Origin of the sequence: Pacificibacter marinus, from assembly GCF_018860505.1 — a bacterium.
Lineage (GTDB): Bacteria > Pseudomonadota > Alphaproteobacteria > Rhodobacterales > Rhodobacteraceae > Celeribacter > Celeribacter marinus_B.
In genome coordinates this window covers 19,706-42,690 of record NZ_JAHKPU010000006.1, presented here as the reverse complement: position 1 = coordinate 42,690, position 22,985 = coordinate 19,706, and the positions used below count along the sequence as shown (strand labels likewise).

The following is a 22,985-nucleotide window of genomic DNA, read 5'->3' as shown; positions in this document are numbered from 1 at the left end:
GCGCATTCCGGTCACATGAGCTGATCAACGAAAGACGGCCCCGCGCAAAACGCAGGGCCGTCAAATGGATAAGAGTATTTCGCTTGCGCGATATTAGTCTTCAGATTTCAAAGCTGCACCAAGGATGTCGCCCAAAGACGCACCTGAGTCAGAAGAACCGTACTGTTCAACCGCTTCTTTTTCTTCAGCGATTTCACGTGCTTTGATGGACAGGCCAAGACGACGTGTCTTTTGGTCCACATTGGTCACGCGTACGTCAAGCTTATCGCCAACGTTGAAACGCTCAGGACGCTGGTCAGCGCGATCACGTGCAAGGTCGGAACGACGGATGAAGGATTTCGCACCTTCGTACTCAACTTCAACGCCGCCTTCTTCGATCGCTGTCACAGTGACAGTCACGATAGAGCCGCGTTTCACGCCTTCAACTGCACCAGAGAAGCTGTCGTCGAGCGCTTTGATGGAGAGAGAGATACGCTCTTTCTCAACGTCAACTTCGGTGACAACCGCTTTAACAACGTCCGCTTTGCGGAAGTTCTGGATCGCATCTTCGCCGCGCTCTTCCCATGACAGGTCAGAGAGGTGAACCATGCCGTCGATGTCGCCTGGCAAGCCAACAAACAGACCGAATTCGGTGATGTTTTTAACTTCGCCTTCAACTTGTGTGCCCTCTGGGTGTGTTTCAGCGAACACTTCCCATGGATTACGTTGAGTCTGTTTGAGACCCAAAGATACACGACGTTTGGAAGAATCGATTTCCAAAACCATCACTTCTACTTCTTGTGATGTAGAAACGATTTTGCCTGGGTGTACGTTTTTCTTTGTCCAAGACATTTCAGAAACGTGTACGAGACCTTCAACACCTGGCTCAAGCTCAACGAATGCGCCGTAGTCAGTGATGTTTGTCACGCGGCCCATGTGAACTGTTTCGAGAGCGAATTTCGCTTCAACAGCATCCCAAGGATCGTCTTGCAATTGTTTCATGCCCAAGGAGATACGGTGTGTCTCTTTGTTGATTTTGATCACTTGAACGTTGATGCTCTCACCGATTGTGAGGATCTCGGATGGGTGATTCACACGACGCCATGCCATGTCAGTGACGTGGAGCAAACCGTCTACGCCGCCAAGGTCAACAAACGCACCATATTCGGTGATGTTCTTAACAACGCCTTCAACAGCTTGACCTTCAGTGAGGTTGCCGATGACTTCAGCGCGCTGTTCTGCACGAGATTCTTCAAGGATAGCACGACGTGATACAACGATGTTGCCACGGCGGCGGTCCATTTTCAAAATCTGGAACGGCTGCTTGAGACCCATCAATGGGCCAGCGTCACGCACTGGGCGTACGTCAACTTGGGAACCTGGCAAGAAGGCCACGGCGCCGCCGAGGTCAACTGTAAAGCCGCCTTTGACTCGACCAAAGATAGCACCGTCAACGCGCTCTTCAGCAGCGTAAGCTTTTTCAAGACGATCCCATGCTTCTTCGCGACGCGCTTTATCACGAGAAATAACAGCTTCGCCACGTGCGTTTTCAACACGGTCGAGGAACACTTCAACCTCATCGCCAACAGCGATGGAGGGAGCTTCGCCCGGGTTGGAGAATTCTTTAAGATCAACGCGGCCTTCCATTTTGTAGCCTACATCGATGATGGCTTGGCCAGCTTCGATTGCGATGATTTTACCTTTTACGACAGACCCTTCTTGAGGTGTGTCAATTTCAAAGCTTTCCGCGAGAAGAGCTTCGAAGTCTTCCATAGTGATGTTCTGAGCCATGTGGTCTCAATTTCCTTTTCAAAACGTATATTCGGGCCTCGTGGTTGTTTCCACGGGTCTTAGTTTCATTGCATCCCAAGCCGACATTGAGCGCCGCACATGATGGTGAACACACAAAAACAAAAAGAGCCTGAGGCATTCCCCCGGCTCTACTCACCACATCTGCGACTCTTTACGGTCTTTAGACAGGGCCGCGTATAGGTGTTTTCCGACCTGATAGCAAGAGGGGCAAGACCTATTGGCCCTGCCCCGCATGACAAAAGCGCTTATTCTACGAAGGTAAACATCTCGTCGCGTGACTTGCGGACCTTTGGCAAATTGACCAACCAGTCGTTCGCTTCGTCGCGATACCCTAACGCAAGTATGACTTGAGACTTCAGGCCTTTCGCGGCCAATCCAAGTGCTTCGTCTACAGCCGCCGGATCAAAACCTTCAATCGGGGTTGCATCAACGGCCTGTTCTGCTGCGGCCAACATTGCAAAACCGAGCGCGATATAAGCCTGACGCGCAGCGTGACCCGCATTTACGGCTTCAGGCAAAGAAAGATACAGAGCTTTTAGGCCTTCATAATAGGCCGTCGCCATTTCAGTCGGGCCGCCACGTGCGACTTCACCGCGCTCGCGTACCGCATCGATGCGCTCCGCTGTGTAATTGTCCCAAGCGGCGAAAACCAAGACATGAGAGCAATCTGCCATCAAAGACTCGTTCATTCCCATGGTTGGAATGCCTTCGCGTGCCTCTTGGCCGCTGACCACAAAGACCTCAAAAGGCTGAGACCCTGATGACGTCGGCGCTAGAGAAATCGCATCTAAGATCGCTTCAAGTTGGTCCGCAGGAATTTTCTTAGAAGGGTCGTATTTTTTGGTCGCGTAGCGCCATTGCATAAGATCTTTGAGCATTGATGCCTCTTCTGTGTATGTCGTTGAAATATAACACTGCACCTACGCCCATCATGCTAAATATCAATAAGAAACACCTCTGCATTCTCGCACAGCCTCTCTATCATGGCGGCGAGAGGTGCGTAATCAACATGATCACGTCAAAGCTGCAAGGCTCATTTTCAGTACGCTTATCTTTGCTTGAGCTTGACCAAAGCCACCACCTGCGCGATGGCGTCTTCGATGCTCATGTTTGAAGTGTCGATGATGGTCGCGTCATTCGCTGGCTTAAGCGGCGCTGCGGCGCGAGCGGAATCACGTTCGTCACGTTCACGAAGGTCGTGCAAAACTTGCTCGACGGTGGTGTTCTCGCCCGCAGCAATCAATTCATCAAAACGGCGTGTGGCGCGCACCTCATCTGAGGCAGTGATGTAAAGTTTTACAGTGGCGTCAGGGCAAATCACCGTGCCGATATCGCGCCCATCCAAAACAGCGCCACCAGAGCGACGCGCAAAAGCTTGTTGAAAATCAACCAAAGCCTCGCGCACCTCAGCAATAGCGGCCACGCGACTGGCCGCTTGGCCTGCATCGCCCGAGCGCAAATCATCGCGTTGCAAATCTTCGGCTGTCAGGGTTTGCGCTGCCTCGATAGGGGACAAGCCCTCAAAGGTTTTCGCCCCTGTAGCGCGGTACAAAAGCCCTGTATCCAAATGCGCAAAGCCAAAAACCTCGGCCACGGCACGAGACACTGTGCCCTTGCCTGCTGCGGCAGGTCCGTCGATCGCTACACAAAAACTCATGCGTCTTCCCCTATTTAGGCGTTAAACATTGCAAGCGGTCCAATGGAGTGCAAGTCAAAGTTTTGCGTCAGTCCTTTGTCCGCTGAATGGATGCGCCAAGGTCCGCCATAAGTGTCTCGAACACAGGGAAAGAAGTTGCGATGGGGGACCCATCATCAACGGAAACCGGTTCATTTGAGGCCAACCCCATGACAAGGAACGACATCGCAATGCGGTGGTCAATAAAGGTGGCACAAGTCGCGCCCCCTTTGACACCATTGGGACCGCATCCGTGCACGATCAGCGTGTCTTGATCTTCTTCGATCTGAACACCGCATTTTTCCAAACCGCGCGCCATCGCATCAATGCGATCGCTTTCTTTCACGCGCAATTCTTTGACGCCCTTCATCACAGTGATGCCTGTCGCAAAGGACGCAACCACAGACAAAACTGGGTATTCATCGATCATCGATGCTGCACGCGCTGGCGGCACTTCGATGCCTTTGAGTTGAGAATATTTTACCCGTAGGTCAGCAACAGGTTCGCCACCCTCTTCGCGCTCATTTTCAAATGTGATATTCGCGCCCATCTCAACCAGCGTTGTGTACAACCCGTTGCGCGTGGTGTTTTGGCTCACGCCAGGCACCAAGATGTCAGACCCCTCGATAATCAAAGCCGCACAGACAGGAAAGGCAGCAGAACTTGGATCACGCGGAACGGCGACAACTTGCGGTTTCAATTCGGGGCGACCTGTCAGGGTGATTTTATAGCCTTCAGCCACCTTTTCACTCACGACCTCAGCCCCGAAGCCGCGCAACATACGTTCTGTGTGGTCGCGCGTGGCTTCTTTTTCGATCACCACAGTTTTGCCGGGGGTGTTTAGTCCCGCCAAAAGTACGGCAGATTTCACCTGCGCGGATGGCATTGGCGTGGTGTATTCCACAGGCGTCGCATCACCAGTGCCCACAAGTGTCAACGGCAAACGCCCACCAGAGCGGCCAACAGACGTTGTGCCAAACAAGGCCAACGGATCGGTAACGCGCCCCATAGGGCGTTTGCTCAACGAGGCATCGCCAGTAAAGGTCACAGCGAAAGGTGACGTGGCAACGCAGCCCATGATCAAGCGCACACCGGTGCCAGAGTTACCGCAATCGATCACATTGTCAGGTTCGGAAAAGCCACCAACCCCAACACCATGCACGGACCATTCGCCCGCGCCGTGATCCACGACATCCGCGCCCAGCGCTTGCATCGCTTTGGCCGTGTCCAGCACATCTTGGCCTTCAAGCAGGCCCGTGATCTTGGTCTCACCCACTGCCATCGCGCCAAAAATCAATGCGCGGTGCGAAATAGATTTATCGCCCGGCACAGAGGCCACGCCTGACAAAGGGCCAGATTTGCGGGACATCATCGGGATAGGGGTGCCGTGGCCGGACATGGGTCTCTCCTTATGCAGCGCGCTGCGCTGATACATCATTTGTAAAACTGATAGCGCAAACAGAAAATAGGGTCCATCCACGTCGTCGTCATAAAGCCAACTTTGGCGTCCCGCCCTTATGGGCGGCGGAACGTCATGTAATGCGGCGTGCGGCCCTCGCGTAGTGCTTTTTGCTCGTAGCGCGTTGAAATCCAATCTGGCCAAGACTCACTCAGATCTTTCGGGTCGCCCTCAAAGACAAAGCCCGCCTTTGGCACCTCTTCCATCGTTTGACGCACATAATCAGGAATGTCCGTGGCAACACGAAATTCTGTGCTCGGTTTCATCGCTTTAAACAGCGGCACCAAGTGTTCTTGCGTCACAAAACGCCGACGGTGATGCCGTGATTTTGGCCAAGGGTCAGGATAGTTCAAGAATGCTTTTTCAAGACTCTCATCAGGCAAAACATCAAACAGATCGCGCACATCGCCGGGATGTACCCAGACGTTTTGCGTGCCGAGTTTGCGAATTTTACCCAAAAGCATCGCGACACCATTCATGAACGGTTCGCAACCGATGATTTCGACCTGCGGATAGGTTTCGCCCATATGTACCAAATGCTCGCCGCCACCGAATCCAATCTCAAGCCAAACAGGTTTGCCCTTGAATTTGGTGGCCATATCGATGGGCGTGCGATCAGGATTAACATCCCAACCCACCCCACCAGGCGACAGTGCATCCAGATCCTCAACAAGATAATCTTTTTGTGCTTGGTTCATCGTTTTCCCATGGATACGCCCATAGAAATTGCGCCAAGGGGCACCAGATTGGTGTGCGCCAGGAGGCGTCTTTTTGGGTGTGTTCTCATCGGTCATGAGCAGCGATTTATCAGGGCTTTGGCGCGGCGGCAACCACTGGCTGTCATCAAGGATATGTCAAAGTAAAACCTGTCCCCGCCTCGCTGCACCAACACTGACAAAAGACTCAGCCGCGTCCGCGATATGGCGGCACTCCCTGTTCGGGAATCCATAGGTCTTTGGGTTCTGGCCCAGAGGCCCAAAACACATCAATCGGAATACCGCCACGCGGATACCAATAAGCGCCTATGCGCAGCCATTCAGGATCCAATAATTCCGTTAAACGCTTGCCGATATAGACAGAACAATCCTCATGGAACGCACCGTGATTGCGAAACGATCCCAAAAACAGTTTAAGCGACTTGCTTTCGACCAGCCATTTACGCGGCACATAGTCGATCATCAGATGACCAAAATCAGGCTGACCTGTCATTGGGCAGAGTGACGTAAACTCGGGCGCCGTAAACCGCACCGTATAGCGTTCGCCAGCGTGTGTATGTGGCACCCGCTCAAGCTCGGCATCTTGTGGTGAATTGGGCAAGTCGGTCGCACCACCAAGTTGCGTGAGTTTGCTTGTGTCTGTTTGAACCATAGATCACCTTTAACATTTTTACCCGTTCTAGCTGCGCATCACACAAAGCAAAAGGGCGAGGTTGCCCCCGCCCTCTTTGAAATCAATGGAACTGCATACGTTAGATCGCGTTGATCAAGGCCTGTGCCAAATCGGTACGTTCCCACGAAAAACCGCCATCCGCTTCAGGGGATCGACCAAAGTGGCCGTAAGCCGCTGTGCGTGCATAGATCGGCTTGTTCAACTCAAGATGGGTGCGAATGCCGCGTGGTGTAAGATCCATAACCTTTGGAATGGCTGCCTCGATCAGCGCGGGGGCCGTATCGCCGGTGCCGTGTAGATCGGCGTAGATCGACAGAGGCGCAGAAACGCCAATCGCATAGGACAATTGGATCGTGCAGCGCTTGGCCAAGCCAGCCGCGACAACGTTTTTCGCCAAATAGCGTGCGGCATAGGCCGCAGAACGATCCACTTTGGTCGGGTCTTTGCCAGAAAACGCACCGCCACCATGCGGTGCTGCGCCGCCATATGTGTCGACAATGATTTTGCGACCCGTCAGACCCGCATCGCCGTCAGGGCCACCGATGACAAACTTACCTGTTGGGTTCACATGCCACACGGTTTCTGGGGTGATCCAACCTTCAGGCAGGACTTCCAAAATATAGGGCGTGATCAGCTCGCGCACATCCGCGGACGACATGGTTTCGTCTAGGTGCTGCGTGGACAAGACCAAGGATGAAATGCCGACAGGTTTGCCATCGCGGTATTGCACCGACAATTGCGATTTCGCATCAGGGCCCAAGCGTGGCTCGGTGCCGTCTTTGCGCACCTCCGCCAAACGGCGCAAAATAGCGTGAGCATATTGGATCGGCGCGGGCATAAGCGCCTCGGTTTCATCCGTGGCATAGCCGAACATGATGCCTTGATCGCCAGCGCCTTCGTCTTTGTCGCCTGCCGCATCAACCCCTTGGGCGATATGGGCCGATTGTTCGTGCAGATAGTTGGATACTTTGAGCGTATTCCAATGGAATTTATCTTGCTCATAACCGATGTCGCGTACACAATCGCGCACGATACCGTCAATTTTGCCCATGTATTCGGTGAGCTTTGCGGAATCAGACAAGCCAACTTCGCCGCCGATCACAACACGATCCGTGGTTGCAAATGTTTCCGCTGCAACCCGTGCTTCGGGTTCTTCGGTCAAAAATGCATCCAGAACGGCATCAGAGATGCGATCGCACACTTTATCGGGGTGGCCTTCGGATACAGATTCCGAGGTAAAAATATAATCTTTGCGAGACATGGGGTGGTGCTCCGTTATTTCATGTCGCCCATCACGTCAGGAAGCCGTTGTGGCGGGCCGATATGTTAAGTGCGATATAGCGCGGTCTGGGTCGGGTCAAACGGTTTTTCGAAATCGCTCTTTAAGTGGCAACAGCCATGCACATAGCGCAAGAAAGCTTAACAGACCCAAAGCGACCCGTTCGCCGTGGCGCGCATAGAACGTAGGCGGCAATGGGGCTGGCAGCGCTGCGGTCACAGCCCCCGCCTGCCCCAAAGGGATAAACGCTTGAATACGGCCACGCGCATCGGTGATCGCAGATATGCCAGTATTGGCCGCACGCACCATCGGCAGACCCGTTTCAATCGCGCGAAATCTGGCCTGCGCAAGGCTTTGCTGCGGCCCTGTGAGAGTTCCAAACCATGCGTCATTGGTGATCTGTAACAACCAATCTGGGCGCTCGACACTGCGGGCATCACGTGGAAAAATCGCCTCATAACAGATCAATGGCAGGGCTTTTCCCACAGCGCCAAAATCGAACAGCAATTCGTCTTGGCCTGCAGAAAACCCGAAACCAGCCTGCGCCGTAAACGTGCGCAAACCTATGGCGCTCATAATCTTTGGCAAAGGCATATATTCACCAAACGGCACCAAATGGCGTTTGTCATAAATCGCCTCGACTGCGCCACTCGCGCCGATCACCGCGGCAGAATTATACCCCTGAAAGCCCTCAACACGTTGCAAGCCGACGACAGCTTTCGCGGTTCCTGAGCGTTCAGCCACCAGATCAAGATAGCTCGCTGCCGCATAAAGCGGCGCGGGCACAGAGGTTTCAGGCCAAATGACCAAATCGGCCCCTTCTGGCGCAGAGAGATCCAAAGCGCGTTCGAAAAAGATCGGAATATAAGCAGGATCCCATTTGAGATGCTGCGCCGCGTTGGGCTGTACGATTCGCAATTTATGGGGCGTATTCGCGGGTACAGGTTGGTTGAGCTGCCACATACCAAGGCCAAACACGGCAGCGAGCCCACACACCGGCATCATCGTCGCATACATGCTGCGCGCCAAGTAAGCTTGCGCCCCCAGTGCGGCCAGACCAAAGGTCAAAGCCGTCAAACCATAAGGCCCGACAAACGCAGCAATCTGCGCCACGGGGCTGTCGAGCCAAATATAGGCAGGCAAGGCCCAAGGGAAACCGGTGAACAGATAGCCGCGCAACAACTCGGTCAACGACCAAAAGACCGTGAGCGCCAAAAGCCCTGCGCCAAAGCGTTTGGCGCAATAAAAGGCTGCGCTCCAAAACAGGGCCAAGCCGCCAGCCATGCCAAATAGTGCAAAAGGGATCATCCAACCATGACGCGCCGGTTCAACCAGAAAAGGTTCTGCGATCCAAAAGATGGAACTTAAAAACGTGCCAAAGCCAAGCCACCAGCCCAGCGCCGCCGCAGCACGGGGCGTTTTGGCCCCAGCCCAAAGGTAGGCAGCAATGCACAACCCTATCAACGCAATAGGCCAAGCCTGAACAGGTGCCTGCCCAAGCCCTCCAGTTAGACCAGCAAAAAACGCCATGCTGCGCGGCGCTCGCACAGCGCTAAAAAGGCGCTGTGCCGCCGACATGTTAGGCTTGTTCCGTTTCGGGCGTAACAGTCAGGACTTGTGCCTTCGGAGCTTTGGCTGCATTGGGCAAGCGCACCCGAATGCGCTTGATCCGGCGCGGGTCTGCATCGATGATTTCGAACTCGGCCCCAGATACGTGTGGGATCACTTCGCCGCGCACAGGCACACGCCCCGTCAACAAAAACACCAAGCCACCAAGCGTGTCTATTTCTTCATCCGCATCGTCTGGCGTCAGGCGCAATCCGATTTCATTCTCGAACTCATCCATCGGTGTTTTGGCCAAAGCAACATAGATACCATCGCCCTGCTGCGTCCAGTATTCGTCTTCTTCAACGTCATGTTCGTCTTCGATTTCGCCGATCACCTGTTCGACCAAATCTTCGAGCGTAACCAACCCGTCAACCCCGCCGTATTCATCGATGACCAAGGCCATATGCATACGATCCGATTGCATTTTGGTCAGCAACACCCCGATGGGCATAGAAGGCGGTGCATAGATCAACGGACGCAGCATTTTCGACAAATCGAAATCTTCGCCCTTGCCATTAAATCCGTGGGTCAACGCGAAATCTTTAAGGTGGACGAGACCAACGGGCGAGTCGAGCGTTCCATCATACACAGGCAAGCGCGTGTTGCCACTTTCGCGGAACACTTTTACCAGATCATCTTTTTTGATGTCAGAGGGCACGGCCGTCATATCCGCTTTAGGCACAGCCACATCGTCAACCCGCTTAGAGCGCAGGTTCATCATACCCAAACGTTGTAATTGCACCGGCTCGCGCTGTTGCGGCACCGTTGTGCTGGGCACATCGTGTTCGGATGATGATGAGAATGAAGACAATACACGCGTGATCCAGCTTGGTTTAGAAGCTTGTGGCACAGGGCCATACACATCAGGTGTGTTTTGCGTCGGGGAGAGGCTCATTTCTGAGAGTCTCTTGGGGTCTGGGCGCGCGCTTTGCGCTGCCGTAGAAGACCCAGGCTCGGTGTCGCCCATGCGTCCTTTCCAAAATTGATAGCCGAAATGCGGCCTAGTGCCCTAATATGGGTCAGGTATACCTAAAGTTTCAAGTAGTTCTGTCTCAAGTTGTTCCATTAGCGCTGCATCTGCATCACTTATGTGATCATAACCCAGCAAATGTAGTATCCCATGCACGATCAAATGTGTCACATGGTGCTCGAATGGCTTGCCTGTTTCACGTGCTTCCGTCTCGCATGTATCGTAAGAAATCGCGATATCGCCCAGTTCAATCGCACCGAAAACATCGGCCTCAGGCACATCGGGAACACAGCCTTCATCTGCGCCACGCTCGAGAGCAGGCCAAGACAGCACATTGGTGGCCTTGTCCTTTTCACGAAAATCCGCGTTCAGCTCTTTGATACGTATGTCATCGCAAGCCAAAACAGAGACCTCGCAATCATCAGGATCAAGACCCAAACGTGCACAGATCGCATTCATGGCCACACCGGAAATGGCCTCAAGGTCGAGCGCCGCATCCCAGCGGGCATCGGCGATATCAATGTCTATTTGCATATGCAAAGTGCCCTATGTTCAAACTGAATTGGCGCACAAACTCGCTGCGCTTGGCGCCTTGCCCTCATCAGCCTGCTTACGTTGCCTCATCAGCCTCATAGGCCTCAATGATTGCCGCCACAAGCGGATGGCGCACCACATCTTTCGAGGAAAAGTAATTGAACGAGACCTTTTTAACGCCTGACAAAACCCGTTCAGCATCGCGCAAGCCCGAAGCCATGCCCCGTGGCAAGTCGATTTGCGTGCGGTCCCCCGTGATAACCATGCGCGAGCCTTCGCCCAGACGCGTCAAAAACATCTTCATCTGCATCGTGGTGGCATTTTGGGCTTCATCCAAAACAACAAAAGCACGACTTAAAGTGCGGCCACGCATGAACGCCAGCGGGGCGATTTCGATGGTCTTTTCTTCTTTAAGCTTGGCAATCAATTTGGCGGGTAAAAAATCATCCAAGGCATCGTAAAGCGGCTGCATGTAAGGATCGACTTTTTCACCCATATCGCCGGGCAAGAACCCCAAACGCTCGCCCGCTTCCACAGCTGGACGCGAGAGAATGATCTTATCCACATGACCGTTGATGAACATGTTCACACCAACAGCCACAGCCAGATAGGTTTTGCCCGTACCCGCAGGCCCGATGCCAAATGCCAATTCGTTGTTGTACAGGCTTTCTACATAGGCCTTTTGCGCTTGGGTGCGTGGCTCGATTGTTTTCTTGCGCGTTTTAATCTCGGAGCCTGCGCCCTTGAACATCTCTATTTGGTCAGCTGGGAATGCCCCGTCACCACGGCGCGCATCGGCCTTGCCAGATTGAGATTTATTGCCTTTGCCCATGCGAATGGTTCCAGAAATCTCGCCTTCATCGATATCGCGTCCAGCGTCCAATTTCAGGTAAAGTTCTGTCAGGGTTGAACAGGCCAATGCGCGTGGTTCTTCCTCGCCCATCACGGCCAAGATATTCCCGCGCCGTACAATCTGAACCGAAAGATTGGTTTCGATCTGCGCCAAATTGCGGTCGTATTCGCCGCACAAATCTATAAGCGATCGGTTGTCATCAAACTCAAGCAGAGTTTCAAAACCGTTGTCTTGTGTTCGCGGGGGTGTCAGCACGCTGGTGGCCAAATGTCTCTCCGACTCTAAAGGGCTATACCCTAATGGTGCCAAGGGATTGTGGTCAGCGCAAGCCATGATACAAAATATTCACACAGTCGCGCAAAATTTGGCGCATGCTTGGTCATTGTGACAGCACAGTTATCCCCCGAAAATCATAAAAAAGCCGCCCCCAAAGGAGCGGCTTTGAAAATCTTAACGTTTAGATCGTTAGATAGGATCACCAAAGACGGACCCTGATTTAAACGGACCAATCGCTGTGTTTGGCGCGGCGGACCCAGAACAAACTGGTTTGCCGTATTTATCGACGCGTGGGGACAAATAGCCCTCGACACCATCATCGATGATCCAGTGGTCACACCCGATTGGATCGATCCAGATACCTGCTTGCAATTGCGACAGGTGCTTGGAATCAAATCCGCGATCGACTGTTTTGTTTTGCTTGCTGCCCAAGGCGGCACCCGCACTTTCAGTCACAACGTTTTCACAGGCTGACAAGGAAACAGCGACACCAAGAATGGCAATAACTTTGATAGCTTTCATTCTTTCGCTCCTTACTTGATGCAGATAATTTCAACGCGACGGTTTTTTTGCATGCCTGCACCCGTCCCATTAGACGCGATTGGCATACGCTCACCGTAACCACGAACGTCCGCGATACGCGCGCCTGTGCCAGCTGCGATTTTTGCAACGGCATTGGCACGATTATAGCTGAGGCGCATGTTGTATTCGTCTGATGCGCGGCTGTCGGTGTGACCGATGATTGTGTAAGCTGTGGCCCCCGCTTGCGCGAAGAAGTCAGTCAAACGTTTGCGACCCGCCGCAGAAATCGTATATTTATCTGTTGCGAACAGCTGATCTGAATTCATAACAGCACAGGCCTGAACGGGGTGACAGGTTGGGTTGCCCTGACGATCAACTTTAAGGTCCATATAGCCCTCAACGCCGTCATCCATGACCCAATGCTCACACCCATCTGGGTCAATCCAGATGGTTGGTGCATAGCGTTCGCCATTCACTGTACCAGAAATTACTTGTGCCTGCGCGGCAGTTCCAACGAAAGCCGTGGCGGCGATCAAAGAGCCCGCAAGTACTGCTCGTCCTTTAGAAAGAAGTTCGTTTACCACGTCTTCAGTCTCCCTTGTTAACGCTTTCGGAGTATTTTACTCTACACCTTAACATGAACCACGTTTTGATGCCCTACTCACAAATATATGTGCAGGATAGCAAACTTCGTAGAATTGTGAAGAAAATTCACCACATATCGTGTCGATATCCGCAACGGTCACTAAAATTGCGTCACATTGTCGACGTTACGTAAAGCATCGAGACCTTTTTTTCTCTGCATGGCCGTGGAAACGATGCCTTATTGGAGAGACCGTGATCAGTCGATCAACTTGCCTTCCAAAGAATTCGTCTTGCTTTGGGTGATTCTCACAGTACGAATATCGCCAATCTCCACGCCTTCAACAGGGGCGTGGACCGCATGAAGATACTCGGATTTCCCGATCATCTGCCCTTCAAGACGGCCTTTTTTCTCGAACAACACCGACACATCGCGGCCAACCATGCTTTCTTGGAATGCATATTGTTGCTCAGAAATCAGCGCTTGTAAGCGGTGCAGACGCTCCATGGCCACGTCATGATCGACCATTTTATCGTCTTTTTCAGCAGCAGGGGTCCCCGGCCGCGCAGAGTATTTGAATGAGTACGCAGAGGCATAGCCCACCTCACGCACAAGCGCCATGGTGTCTTCGAAATCTTGGTCGGTCTCCCCCGGAAAGCCGACAATAAAATCACCGGACAAAGCCATATCGGGACGCGCCTCGCGCATACGTTCCATCAAACGAATGTATTGTTCGGCCGTGTGCTTGCGGTTCATTGCTTTGAGAATTTTGTTTGACCCAGATTGCACCGGTAAGTGCAGATACGGCATCAATTTATCGCAATCGCCATGCGCTGCGATAAGATCGTCTTCCATATCATTGGGATGCGATGTGGTGAAACGAATGCGCTCCAACCCATCGACTTTCGCCAAATTACGAATGAGCTTTGCCAAGCCCCATGTGTCCTTTGATCCACCAGAGACTTGCCCATGGTAGGCATTAACATTCTGGCCCAAAAGCGTAATTTCACGCACGCCACGTTCGACCAAATCTTGCGCCTCACGCAAAACGCGGTCCGCGGGGCGCGACACTTCGGCTCCGCGCGTGTAGGGCACAACACAAAAGGCGCAAAATTTATCGCAGCCTTCTTGCACCGTCAAAAATGCCGCTGGCGCACGGCGCGCTTTGGGGCGATTGGGCATAGCGGTAAATTTGTCGACCTCTGGAAAATCCGTATCGACAGCCGTGACGCCATTGCCCACTTTGGCTTCCAATTCGGGCAAACGGTGATAGGCCTGTGACCCTACAACCAAGTCGACCATGGGCTGGCGCCGAATGATCTCTTCACCCTCGGCCTGCGCAACACAGCCCGCCACACCGACTTTCAAATTCGGATTCGCCAGCTTGATGTCTTTATAGCGCCCAAGATCTGAATAGACCTTTTCAGCTGCCTTTTCGCGAATGTGACAGGTGTTGAGCAAAATCATATCAGCTTCTTCGGGGCTGCTGACCTCGGTATATCCTGATCCGCCCAGCGCCTCGACCATACGCTCTGAATCATAAACGTTCATCTGGCAGCCGTAGGTTTTTACGAACAGCTTTTTAAGTTCAGCTTTTGTATCAGCCTTGGGGTCAGACATGCTATTGATCCGTGCGTTTAGGAGGTGTATTTGCTGGGCCTAGCTACACAAAAGCGCGCCACCTTGCAATCCACTGTCCGCGCGCCCATCCGGCCATCAGCGCACAATAGCGTACCACTGAGACCCATTTGCCAAATATTGCGCCACAGATTGCGGCTCTAACACTTGCAATCCTATGTAGTTCATGGCTTTTTTACCGAAAACGGCAACACTTCGATGTGGTGTGCAGGAGACATGATGCGTTTTGATAGCTTAGAGATTTTTCTAAAGAGCGGCACCGACGCTTTGGCCAAAGGGCCTGTGGCGATCATTTTTGCTGAAGATTTGATCGAGATCGACACCTGCTTGCGTCATCATTTGTCTTTGGGGTTCAAGTCGTTGATCCTGTTTGGCCCCGAGACAATGACCTTGCCACCGGCTGTTGAATTGAAAATTCATCGCGTCACTTACGACACCCGCGCGCCAAATATGTTGACCAATGCCGTCAACGCCCTGATCAAAGCGGCGCCCGACATATGGATGTACTACTGCTACAACGCTGAATATCTATTCTATCCGTTTTGCGAAAACCGGACTGTCGGCGACATGTTGACCTTTCACACAGAAGAGCGCCGCTTTGGGATGCTCACCTATGTGGTGGACTTATATGCAGGCAATTTGGATGAGGCCCCCAACGCTGTGTCCCTTGAGGATGCGCATCTGGACAAATCTGGCTATTATGCTCTGGGTCGTTCAAGCACTGAGGGCCCCAAAGAGCGCCAGCTCGACTTTTACGGCGGGCTGCGGTGGCGGTTTGAAGAACACATGCCGACCGCACGACGCCGCATTGATCGCATCGCCATTTTCAAATCCCAAAAGGGGTTGGAGCTGCGTGAAGACCACACATTCAACATGGAAGAATACAACACGTTTTCATGCCCATGGCATCATAACATCACCGCCGCCATCGGCAGTTTTCGCACCGCAAAAGCACTGAAAGCCAACGCTGGGTCTGCGTTTGATATCCACACCTTTCGCTGGCACAACTCTGTCGAATTCGAATGGCACTCGCAGCAGCTGCTGGATTTAGGACTGATGGAACCGGGGCAATGGTTTTAGACTGCGCATACTTGGCGTACCTCACTATATGGCGACGCCTGTGAACTTGAATATGCTGCCTGCTTTACATCCAGAATAAGTTCCCTATCCTAGCCGCCAATCTTGAGCACCCGCGCCACATAGGTTTTAAGCGGCCTCACAATTCACCCCAAAATCGAAAGAGTTTTCTGATGTCCGAAGTCAAATCCGGCGACAAAGTTCGCATTCACTATAAAGGCACCCTTACTGACGGGACTGTTTTTGACAGCTCTGAAGGCCGTGACCCATTGGAATTCACTGTTGGCGCAGGCCAAGTGATCGTGGGCATGGACAAAGAAATGGTTGGCATGACTGTTGGCGAAAAGAAAACCATCGTCGCTGTTGCAGCAGAGGCTTACGGCCCACGTCAAGACGAAGCACAACAAGATGTGCCACGCGAAATGATCCCCGCTGAAATTCCACTCGAAGTCGGGATGCAATTGCAAATGCAATCGCCAGAAGGCCAAGTGATCCCTGTGAGTGTTGTATCTATCGGCGAAGACGTCGTGACATTGGACGCGAACCATACTCTGGCAGGAAAAGACCTGACATTCGACATCGAGCTTGTTGAAATCGCCTAAAGGTTAACGGCGCGCGGGTGATCTTAGACCTTGCGGTTTAAGGGGCAGCGCATGTACCGACCTTAGATTTAAGACGGCTCGTCGCGGCGGGCCGTCTTTTTTATTGCCTCAGATGCCATGGGATGACAGATTTTTCAGATGATAAAACCTATAGATTTCACGTCTGATTGCGCCAATTGCGCCGCCCTATGTTGCCTGTCTTTGGCCTTTGATCAAGGCGACAGCTTTGCTCATGACAAAACGGCAGGAACGCCCTGTCATAATCTGTCTGGTTTTGACTGCGCCATCCATAAAGACCTGACATCACAGGGGTATTCTGGCTGTGTCGCCTATCAATGTTTGGGCGCTGGGCAGCGGGTTACAGCGCTGTTTGACATCACATGGCGCGATGATCCCAAAATGACGGCCCCAATGATGGACGCGTTTCGGCAAATGCGTGCGGTGCAATCTGTGCTACAACTGCTTGAAGCCGCCAGTGCCCTGCCCTTGCCCACTTTGCAAGAACAAGAACGCCGCCTTTGGCTGAGCCAAATTACGCCAGAACACTGGACGCCGCGTGCATTGGAAACTTTTGAGGATGAGGGGATCGAGGCCGCGATTAAAATTTGGCTACGTGGATTGGCAAAGTTCGTCCCTACCACGTAATCAATCAAAAACACGCAGCTTAGGTTTTGCGCAAGCGGATCACCACATCAACAGAGGCAATTTCCATACCATCAGGGGCCATAGGCAGACCCACAATTTTCAAATCCTCTGCAGGAGCATCGGTCAACTCACCGCTGTCTTCCCAAAAGAAATGCGGATGCTCGTCCATGTTGGTGTCGAAATAGGACCGCGTGCCGTCGACAGTGACCTCTTGCATCAGCCCCGCATCACAAAAGGCGCGCAGCGTGTTGTATACGGTGGCCAGCGATACTTTTTCGCCAGAGCTGCACACATTTGAAAACAAGCTTTCCGCCGTAACATGACGATCTTGACCATCCCCCACCAACAGCGCTGCCAAAGCAACACGTTGACGTGTGGGGCGCAGATCGGCACTGGCCAGCCACGCTTCGCCGCGCCGCGTTTGCACGCTCAATGAGGGGCTGTTTTGTTGGCTCATGTCATTCATTCGCGTCTCGCTTCGAAAAAAGCCTCTTGATGAGGCCCTCCAATTGGCTCGTTTTGACAGTATAAGGCCTTGCGCGGGTGTTATTCAAACGAAATCCCCAAATTCGCTTAAACCAAGACGCCCCCCTGTACACTTGCACGTTTTACTCACACAGTGATACAGAGCCTTCAAACTGAAAAAAGACCCTAACATAAGGCAATCGCATCTATGGCCGATTTTCCGACGAGCTTTGACAAAGAAGACCTACTTAAATGCGCCCGTGGCGAACTGTTTGGTGCAGGCAATGCCCAGCTTCCAGCCCCACCCATGTTGATGATGGACCGCATCACCGACATTTCAAGCGATGGCGGCGCACATGGCAAAGGTCACGTGATGGCAGAATTCGACATCACACCGGACCTGTGGTTCTTTGAATGCCACTTCCCTGGCAACCCCATTATGCCCGGATGTCTTGGCCTTGACGGGCTGTGGCAGCTTACAGGTTTCAACCTTGGTTGGCGCGGCTGGACAGGTCGCGGCTATGCTTTGGGTGTGGGCGAGATCAAACTCAAAGCCATGGTGCGCCCAGAGGCCAAGCTTTTGACCTATGAAATTGATTTCACCAAAGCCATCCAAACCCGCCGCCTCACCATGGGTGTGGCCGATGGCATCGTCAAAATTGACGGCGAAGTGGCTTACGAAGTGAAAGACATGAAAGTGGCTTTGTCTGAAAGCTAGGGACCTGAGGCTCGGCGCTTTGGCGTTGAAAAAGGCGGCGGCATGAAAGTGCTGCCGCTTTTTCGCATCTCATATAGGTGCAGGTCATCAACTGTTCGAACTTAGCCAATCCTCAGCCAGTGCGGTCTCACTTGGTTCGAAACTCTTGATTTCAAGCCCCGGGAAAAGTGCGCCCTCAACCACAGCGGCTTTGCGCAGCCACGCCGCTTCAGTGACCACAGCGCATTTGTCAAATTTGGCCAGAAGGCCGAACAGCTTTGGAAGGCGACTCATTTCAACGCCGAACGCTCCCAATGTTGGCATTGAGAAATCCGCAATTCTGTACAGCATACGGCCTTGCGTCACATCATCAGACAACGCAATAAGTTGATCCAATCCAGCGCGCATACCATCCGCATCAAGCGTACCTGACAGCTTGATATCCAAACGGTCCGCTGAGTGTTTCGTAACAGTAAACATAACAATGTCCTCCTAACTTATCCTCTGTATCCTAATAGATAGGAACGTAGGGTCGTTGATCTCAATCAACGCACAGGGCTTACGATGCCTAAACCATCTCTCACAGCCCCTCCCCCCTTGCACCCGTCCCCTTGCCTGCCTTACATAAGAGCAAACTTATAAAAGGAGCACGCCATGCGTCGTGTCGTTATCACAGGTCTTGGAGTTGTCTCCTCTATCGGCAACAACGCCGAAGAAGTCTTGGCCTCTCTCAAATCAGGCACCTCTGGCATCACTGCCAATGAGGATATGAAAGAATACGGGTTTCGCAGTCAGATCGCGGGCAACGTAAAGCTCGACATTAAAGATCACGTTGAAAAGCGTGCGCTGCGCTTCATGGGGCCGGGTGCGGCTTATGCCTCTATCGCGATGTCTCAGGCGATTGCGGATTCTGGCTTGGAAGAGAAAGACGTCATCAACTTTCGCACTGGCCTAATTGCAGGATCTGGTGGTCCGTCCACTTCAGCGATGTTTGCAGCGCACCAGACCGTTTTGAAGTCTGGCGCAACCAAACGCGTTGGTCCGTTTGCTGTGCCAAAATGTATGGGGTCTACGATTTCTGCGAACCTCGCGACAGCGTTCCAGATCAAGGGCATCAACTATTCTATCACGTCAGCCTGTTCCACATCCTTGCACTGCATCGGGTCTGCGTCCGAGCAAATCATGATGGGCAAACAGGACGTGATGTTTGCAGGCGGCGGCGAGGAATTGGATTGGTCCTTGTCTTGTTTGTTTGACGCCATGGGCGCGATGTCATCGAAGTACAACGACACGCCAGAGAAAGCGTCCCGCGCATTTGATGCGAACCGTGATGGTTTTGTCATCGGCGGCGGTGGTGCGATCTTGGTGCTCGAAGAACTGGAGCACGCAAAAGCGCGCGGCGCGAAAATCTATGCAGAAGTCACAGGCTACGGTGCGACATCTGACGGCGCAGACATGGTGGCCCCATCCGGCGAAGGCGGCGAGCGCGCGATGAAAGTGGCCCTGTCCACACTCGGCGCAGATCGCAAAATCGGCTACATCAACGCACATGGTACATCCACACCTGTGGGCGATGTGGGCGAAGTTGAAGCTGTCCGCCGCACTTTTGGTGAAGGAAACACTCCGCTGATTTCATCCACGAAATCCATGACCGGCCACTCACAAGGCGCGACCGGCGCGCAAGAAGCCGTCTACTGCTTGCTTATGCTGCAAAACGACTTCATCGCGCCGTCGATCAATGTGGAAACGCTTGATCCAGCGATCCATGCAAATGAGATCGCAACCACACGCATCGACAATGCGGGCCTAGATAGTGTCATGACCAATTCGTTTGGCTTTGGCGGTACGAATGGGTCTATGATTATGTCAAAATACCGCGATTGATTATAACGCAGATCCAACATTTCAACGGCCATGCCTCACTGCGTGGCCGTTTTTGTATCTCATGCCACACCTCCAACTGCAGGCCAGCAAGAACGACCAAACGGCTTTACTCAACTCCTTATCTTCAATAGGTTTTTTCAAACGCTTTTATGTAGGGACGGACATGATGAAATCAGCTTTGACACTTTGCATCCTAGGGGCAGCTTTGGCTGGCTGCACCCAAGGGTCAGACAATTTACCAGTGCGCACGACACCGCAAGCACAACACCCAAGCGATTGGGCACGCGCGCAATCTGGCATTGTTTCTGTTCAAAATGCACGAAGCACGGTCGCGATGGCGCCAGTACCGCAAGGCAACCCTGTACCGCAGGACACATGTGGTGCCTCTCAGTATCAAAGCCTCGTCGGCGGCCCATCGCGCGCGACATCAACTCTGAACATTCCGGGCAGCTCTAGACATTACGGCAGCCAAGAAAACGTCGCCACGAACACACCCTCACGTTTGAACTTTGTGCACAGCGGCACGGCCGTAGAGTCCGTGATCGACCCAACATCCACAGTCATTCGCGTATTCTGCGGCTAACCCCGACGGACCTTGTTCGCCAAGCAACACAACACCACCCCCCAGCTTCATAGCTGCGGGTGGTCGGCATTTGAGGATTGTGGCGGGTCAAGTCTTACACAAGACCTTAGCAGCCCCTCACGCGGCGCAAAAACTTGACGTTGCGTGCGAAACACGCCAAATAAACGACCAACCAAATAAGGGGTTTTACGATGGCGGATCTACTCAAAGGCAAACGCGGTCTCATCATGGGGGTCGCAAATGAGCGCTCCATCGCTTGGGGCATCGCGCGGTCTTGTGCGGCTGAGGGTGCCGAATTGGCGTTCACATATCAAGGCGAGGCCTTTGGCAAGCGCTTGGCCCCTTTGGCCGCGACCGTTGGCTCGGACACTATGGTCGATGTTGACGTCACCAACCCCGAGCAAATGGACGCAGCTTTTGCGGCGCTCAAAGACAAATGGGGCACACTGGATTTCGTCGTGCACGCCATTGCCTATTCTGACAAAAACGAACTGACGGGCCGCTTCCGCGATACATCTGTTGAGAACTTCAAAAACTCGATGCATATCTCGTGTTATTCGTTCATTGACGTGGCCAAACGCGCGGCAGAACTGATGCCTGACGGCGGATCTTTGATCACACTGACCTACGGTGGCTCAAACCGTGTTACGCCGAATTACAACGTCATGGGCGTGGCCAAGGCGGCGCTGGAATCCTCTGTACGCTACCTTGCCAATGACCTTGGCCCTCAAGGCATTCGCGTCAATGCGGTCTCACCTGGTCCGATGAAAACACTTGCAGGTGCTGCCATCGGCGGTGCGCGTCGCACTTACCGCTTTGCCGAAGAAAACGCGCCTTTGCGCTCAAACGCGACCTTGGACGCTGTTGGTGCAACGGCTGTATACCTGAATTCAGATGGCGGTGCCTACACCACAGGCGAGATCATCCGTGTTGACGGTGGCTTCCACACCATCGGTATGCCGCAAGTCGAAAACCTGTAGGGCAAGGCCTGCCCAAAATGAAACGGCTCGCAATTTTGCGAGCCGTTTTGCGTTTATTCAGACCTATGAAGTCTGAATTTTCCAAGGCCATACCAAACGTTAGACGCGCTAGTCACGAGCCTGATCTGGCGTCCGTGCCTCGGGGCACTCGCGGGGGGCAACATATCGCCCCACTTACGCTTTCGAAAGAGGATACCATCGCGGTCATGACCTCAACGTATATACGTTGTAAGCTCCAAACCACCGCGCTGCTGTCTGCCCGTGGCAATCGCAACTGCCATATCCGCAAGGCCCGCACAGCGATAGGTGGCCTGATCCGTGCCTTGATCGTTTTTTGCCTTATTAACTGCAAATGGATGATCACGGAAAACATGTTCCGCCGCATCCCCCGTTTGGCCAGTTTGCAAAACGTCACCACCCAAGAAAATCGGGGCGGGCAGGTAAGCGACAGATTCAGCGTTTATAGATGGCGCGATGCGTTTCAAAACATGGTGAAGCAGGCATAAAAATCGTACCTCTTTTTCATGTTATTATCCTTGTGATAAATTCGCTCACCACACCAAAGACCACCGCATTTCATATGCGCATGGGAATTGGGGCACGCGGCCACAATCTCGCCACATTTGGGACGCATCAAAGCCCAAATAACTAAATCTTCCGCCGGATTCGCACTTTATGGTCTTTCTCATTTTCGCTCTCGCTCTAACGGCTATGGGCGCACCTTTGTTGCGCTCGACACAAACGGTCAACGGGCGGATCACCATAAGCGGGTTTGATGGCACAGGCGTGATAATTGGCTTTATTGTGACGGTTGCCGTTGCCGCCATAACATCGCCGTTGATGGGATTTGGCTTTGTTTTTGCTGTTTTATTACATGAATTCGGCGCAGCTAAGGCCTGCCAATTTGTAGGGCATGATCTGGCACGCGTGCGATTGGTGCCCCTGCCCTACATGGCACCGCCCCGCTCAGACAACGATTTCGATGATGCGCTAAAAGAAAGCTATGCGGCTCTTTATGCGCCCGCCTTGGCAATTTCGCCCATGATTGTGGCCTTTAGCCTGTTCCATGCCAGCGCTGCGGCCTTTCCATTGTTTTCAGATTTCATGCGTGCGCTTGGCATCATGATCGGCACGTTTAATTTCGTGATGCTATTGCCGTTTTTGCCCTTTGCGGGCGGACGCGTTGTGCAAGCGGTTTCCGACAGCTTTTGGCCCAGCCTGTCCACCTGGGTGACACTATTTATGATCGCAGCCTTTACGGCAGCGGCGCTTAAAGATCATTCGATTGCAATGGGCGTCTTGGCCACAGCGGGCGTGCAGAGTCTGCTGCGGCCCAAGCGCACCAAGCATAAGCGCTTATCACCGAACACAGCACTGGTCGTCTTATCGGCTTATGCGTTTTGCATATGCGTGCATTTCACCGCAGGCTGGTGGCTGTTGCAAGATTTGCTCTAACGTTTTGCCTCTGCGCCACA

At 53.0% G+C, this 22,985-nt stretch carries 25 protein-coding genes and 1 riboswitch; of the genes, 8 read left to right on the top strand and 17 right to left on the bottom strand.

The genetic code is table 11. The features are described from left to right. Positions 1-93: 93 nt before the first annotated feature. The 14 genes from rpsA to miaB form a co-directional block, all read right to left on the bottom strand. Positions 94-1,770 carry a 30S ribosomal protein S1 gene (gene rpsA / locus KO503_RS00780; RefSeq protein WP_215989693.1) on the bottom strand — a complete coding sequence of 559 codons (1,677 nt, stop codon included), beginning with the start codon at positions 1,768-1,770 and terminating at the stop codon, positions 94-96. Between the two features lie 266 nt (positions 1,771-2,036). Beyond that, positions 2,037-2,669: an NAD(P)H-dependent oxidoreductase gene (locus KO503_RS00775; protein WP_215989692.1), complete on the bottom strand. Its 633-nt coding sequence runs from the start codon at positions 2,667-2,669 to the stop codon at positions 2,037-2,039. Positions 2,670-2,839: 170 nt separating this feature from the next. Then, positions 2,840-3,448: a (d)CMP kinase gene (locus KO503_RS00770; protein ID WP_215989691.1), complete on the bottom strand. Its 609-nt coding sequence runs from the start codon at positions 3,446-3,448 to the stop codon at positions 2,840-2,842. A 67-nt stretch (positions 3,449-3,515) separates the two neighbouring features. Next, a complete protein-coding gene (gene aroA / locus KO503_RS00765; protein WP_215989690.1) occupies positions 3,516-4,865 on the bottom strand; it encodes a 3-phosphoshikimate 1-carboxyvinyltransferase in 1,350 nt (449 codons plus the stop codon). A gap of 116 nt (positions 4,866-4,981) precedes the next feature. Continuing rightward, positions 4,982-5,719 (bottom strand): tRNA (guanine(46)-N(7))-methyltransferase TrmB, encoded by a 738-nt coding sequence (trmB, locus tag KO503_RS00760; protein WP_215989689.1) that lies wholly within the window; start codon positions 5,717-5,719, stop codon positions 4,982-4,984. A 109-nt stretch (positions 5,720-5,828) separates the two neighbouring features. Next, positions 5,829-6,293 carry a preQ(1) synthase gene (queF, locus tag KO503_RS00755; RefSeq protein ID WP_215989688.1) on the bottom strand — a complete coding sequence of 155 codons (465 nt, stop codon included), beginning with the start codon at positions 6,291-6,293 and terminating at the stop codon, positions 5,829-5,831. Positions 6,294-6,393: 100 nt separating this feature from the next. Then, complete coding sequence (gene metK / locus KO503_RS00750; RefSeq protein WP_215989687.1) at positions 6,394-7,575, bottom strand: methionine adenosyltransferase; 1,182 nt, start codon at positions 7,573-7,575, stop codon at positions 6,394-6,396. Between the two features lie 7 nt (positions 7,576-7,582). Beyond that, positions 7,583-7,634, bottom strand: a riboswitch (SAM-SAH riboswitch). A gap of 37 nt (positions 7,635-7,671) precedes the next feature. Beyond that, complete coding sequence (lnt, locus tag KO503_RS00745; RefSeq protein ID WP_215989686.1) at positions 7,672-9,123, bottom strand: apolipoprotein N-acyltransferase; 1,452 nt, start codon at positions 9,121-9,123, stop codon at positions 7,672-7,674. A 49-nt stretch (positions 9,124-9,172) separates the two neighbouring features. Further along, positions 9,173-10,168 (bottom strand): transporter associated domain-containing protein, encoded by a 996-nt coding sequence (locus tag KO503_RS00740; RefSeq protein ID WP_215989685.1) that lies wholly within the window; start codon positions 10,166-10,168, stop codon positions 9,173-9,175. A 42-nt stretch (positions 10,169-10,210) separates the two neighbouring features. Beyond that, positions 10,211-10,705: an rRNA maturation RNase YbeY gene (gene ybeY / locus KO503_RS00735; protein ID WP_215989684.1), complete on the bottom strand. Its 495-nt coding sequence runs from the start codon at positions 10,703-10,705 to the stop codon at positions 10,211-10,213. 76 nt (positions 10,706-10,781) lie between these two features. Then, positions 10,782-11,825 (bottom strand): PhoH family protein, encoded by a 1,044-nt coding sequence (locus KO503_RS00730; RefSeq protein WP_252730880.1) that lies wholly within the window; start codon positions 11,823-11,825, stop codon positions 10,782-10,784. Positions 11,826-12,023: 198 nt separating this feature from the next. Beyond that, positions 12,024-12,356 carry a hypothetical protein gene (locus tag KO503_RS00725; protein WP_215989682.1) on the bottom strand — a complete coding sequence of 111 codons (333 nt, stop codon included), beginning with the start codon at positions 12,354-12,356 and terminating at the stop codon, positions 12,024-12,026. A gap of 11 nt (positions 12,357-12,367) precedes the next feature. Beyond that, positions 12,368-12,940 carry an OmpA family protein gene (locus KO503_RS00720; RefSeq protein WP_215989681.1) on the bottom strand — a complete coding sequence of 191 codons (573 nt, stop codon included), beginning with the start codon at positions 12,938-12,940 and terminating at the stop codon, positions 12,368-12,370. A 257-nt stretch (positions 12,941-13,197) separates the two neighbouring features. Beyond that, entirely contained in the window at positions 13,198-14,559 is a 1,362-nt protein-coding gene (gene miaB / locus KO503_RS00715) for a tRNA (N6-isopentenyl adenosine(37)-C2)-methylthiotransferase MiaB (RefSeq protein ID WP_215989680.1), read from the bottom strand. Between the two features lie 237 nt (positions 14,560-14,796). On the opposite strand from miaB, the gene KO503_RS00710 reads away from it, so the two are divergent. The 3 genes from KO503_RS00710 (at position 14,797) to KO503_RS00700 (ending at position 16,901) form a co-directional block, all read left to right on the top strand. Further along, the gene (locus KO503_RS00710) at positions 14,797-15,657 is read left to right on the top strand and encodes a glycosyltransferase family 2 protein (RefSeq protein ID WP_215989679.1); all 861 of its coding nucleotides are present in this window, start codon (positions 14,797-14,799) and stop codon (positions 15,655-15,657) included. 170 nt (positions 15,658-15,827) lie between these two features. After that, positions 15,828-16,256: an FKBP-type peptidyl-prolyl cis-trans isomerase gene (locus tag KO503_RS00705; protein WP_215989678.1), complete on the top strand. Its 429-nt coding sequence runs from the start codon at positions 15,828-15,830 to the stop codon at positions 16,254-16,256. Positions 16,257-16,394: 138 nt separating this feature from the next. Then, positions 16,395-16,901: a hypothetical protein gene (locus tag KO503_RS00700; RefSeq protein WP_215989677.1), complete on the top strand. Its 507-nt coding sequence runs from the start codon at positions 16,395-16,397 to the stop codon at positions 16,899-16,901. Positions 16,902-16,920: 19 nt separating this feature from the next. Here KO503_RS00700 and irrA read toward each other — a convergent pair whose 3' ends face one another. Next, positions 16,921-17,358, bottom strand: a complete 438-nt coding sequence (gene irrA / locus KO503_RS00695; RefSeq protein WP_215989676.1) for an iron response transcriptional regulator IrrA — start codon at positions 17,356-17,358, stop codon at positions 16,921-16,923. A 216-nt stretch (positions 17,359-17,574) separates the two neighbouring features. Here irrA and fabA point away from each other — a divergent pair, with 216 nt between their 5' ends. Next, a complete protein-coding gene (gene fabA, locus KO503_RS00690) occupies positions 17,575-18,084 on the top strand; it encodes a bifunctional 3-hydroxydecanoyl-ACP dehydratase/trans-2-decenoyl-ACP isomerase (protein ID WP_215944684.1) in 510 nt (169 codons plus the stop codon). Between the two features lie 87 nt (positions 18,085-18,171). Here the strand turns inward: fabA and KO503_RS00685 are convergent, their stop codons facing one another. Next, positions 18,172-18,543, bottom strand: coding sequence for an STAS/SEC14 domain-containing protein (locus KO503_RS00685; RefSeq protein ID WP_215989675.1), 372 nt, complete (start codon positions 18,541-18,543; stop codon positions 18,172-18,174). Positions 18,544-18,717: 174 nt separating this feature from the next. Between KO503_RS00685 and fabB the strand changes: the two genes are divergently transcribed. From fabB to KO503_RS00670, 3 genes are all read left to right on the top strand, one after another. Next, complete coding sequence (gene fabB / locus KO503_RS00680; RefSeq protein ID WP_215989674.1) at positions 18,718-19,947, top strand: beta-ketoacyl-ACP synthase I; 1,230 nt, start codon at positions 18,718-18,720, stop codon at positions 19,945-19,947. A 166-nt stretch (positions 19,948-20,113) separates the two neighbouring features. After that, the gene (locus tag KO503_RS00675; protein ID WP_215989673.1) at positions 20,114-20,530 is read left to right on the top strand and encodes a hypothetical protein; all 417 of its coding nucleotides are present in this window, start codon (positions 20,114-20,116) and stop codon (positions 20,528-20,530) included. A 191-nt stretch (positions 20,531-20,721) separates the two neighbouring features. Further along, positions 20,722-21,510, top strand: a complete 789-nt coding sequence (locus tag KO503_RS00670) for an enoyl-ACP reductase FabI (protein WP_215989672.1) — start codon at positions 20,722-20,724, stop codon at positions 21,508-21,510. A 212-nt stretch (positions 21,511-21,722) separates the two neighbouring features. Here KO503_RS00670 and KO503_RS00665 read toward each other — a convergent pair whose 3' ends face one another. Further along, positions 21,723-21,995, bottom strand: a complete 273-nt coding sequence (locus tag KO503_RS00665) for a hypothetical protein (protein WP_215989671.1) — start codon at positions 21,993-21,995, stop codon at positions 21,723-21,725. 190 nt (positions 21,996-22,185) lie between these two features. Here KO503_RS00665 and KO503_RS00660 point away from each other — a divergent pair, with 190 nt between their 5' ends. Beyond that, positions 22,186-22,965 carry a hypothetical protein gene (locus KO503_RS00660; protein ID WP_215989670.1) on the top strand — a complete coding sequence of 260 codons (780 nt, stop codon included), beginning with the start codon at positions 22,186-22,188 and terminating at the stop codon, positions 22,963-22,965. The last annotated feature ends 20 nt before the right edge of the window (positions 22,966-22,985 follow it).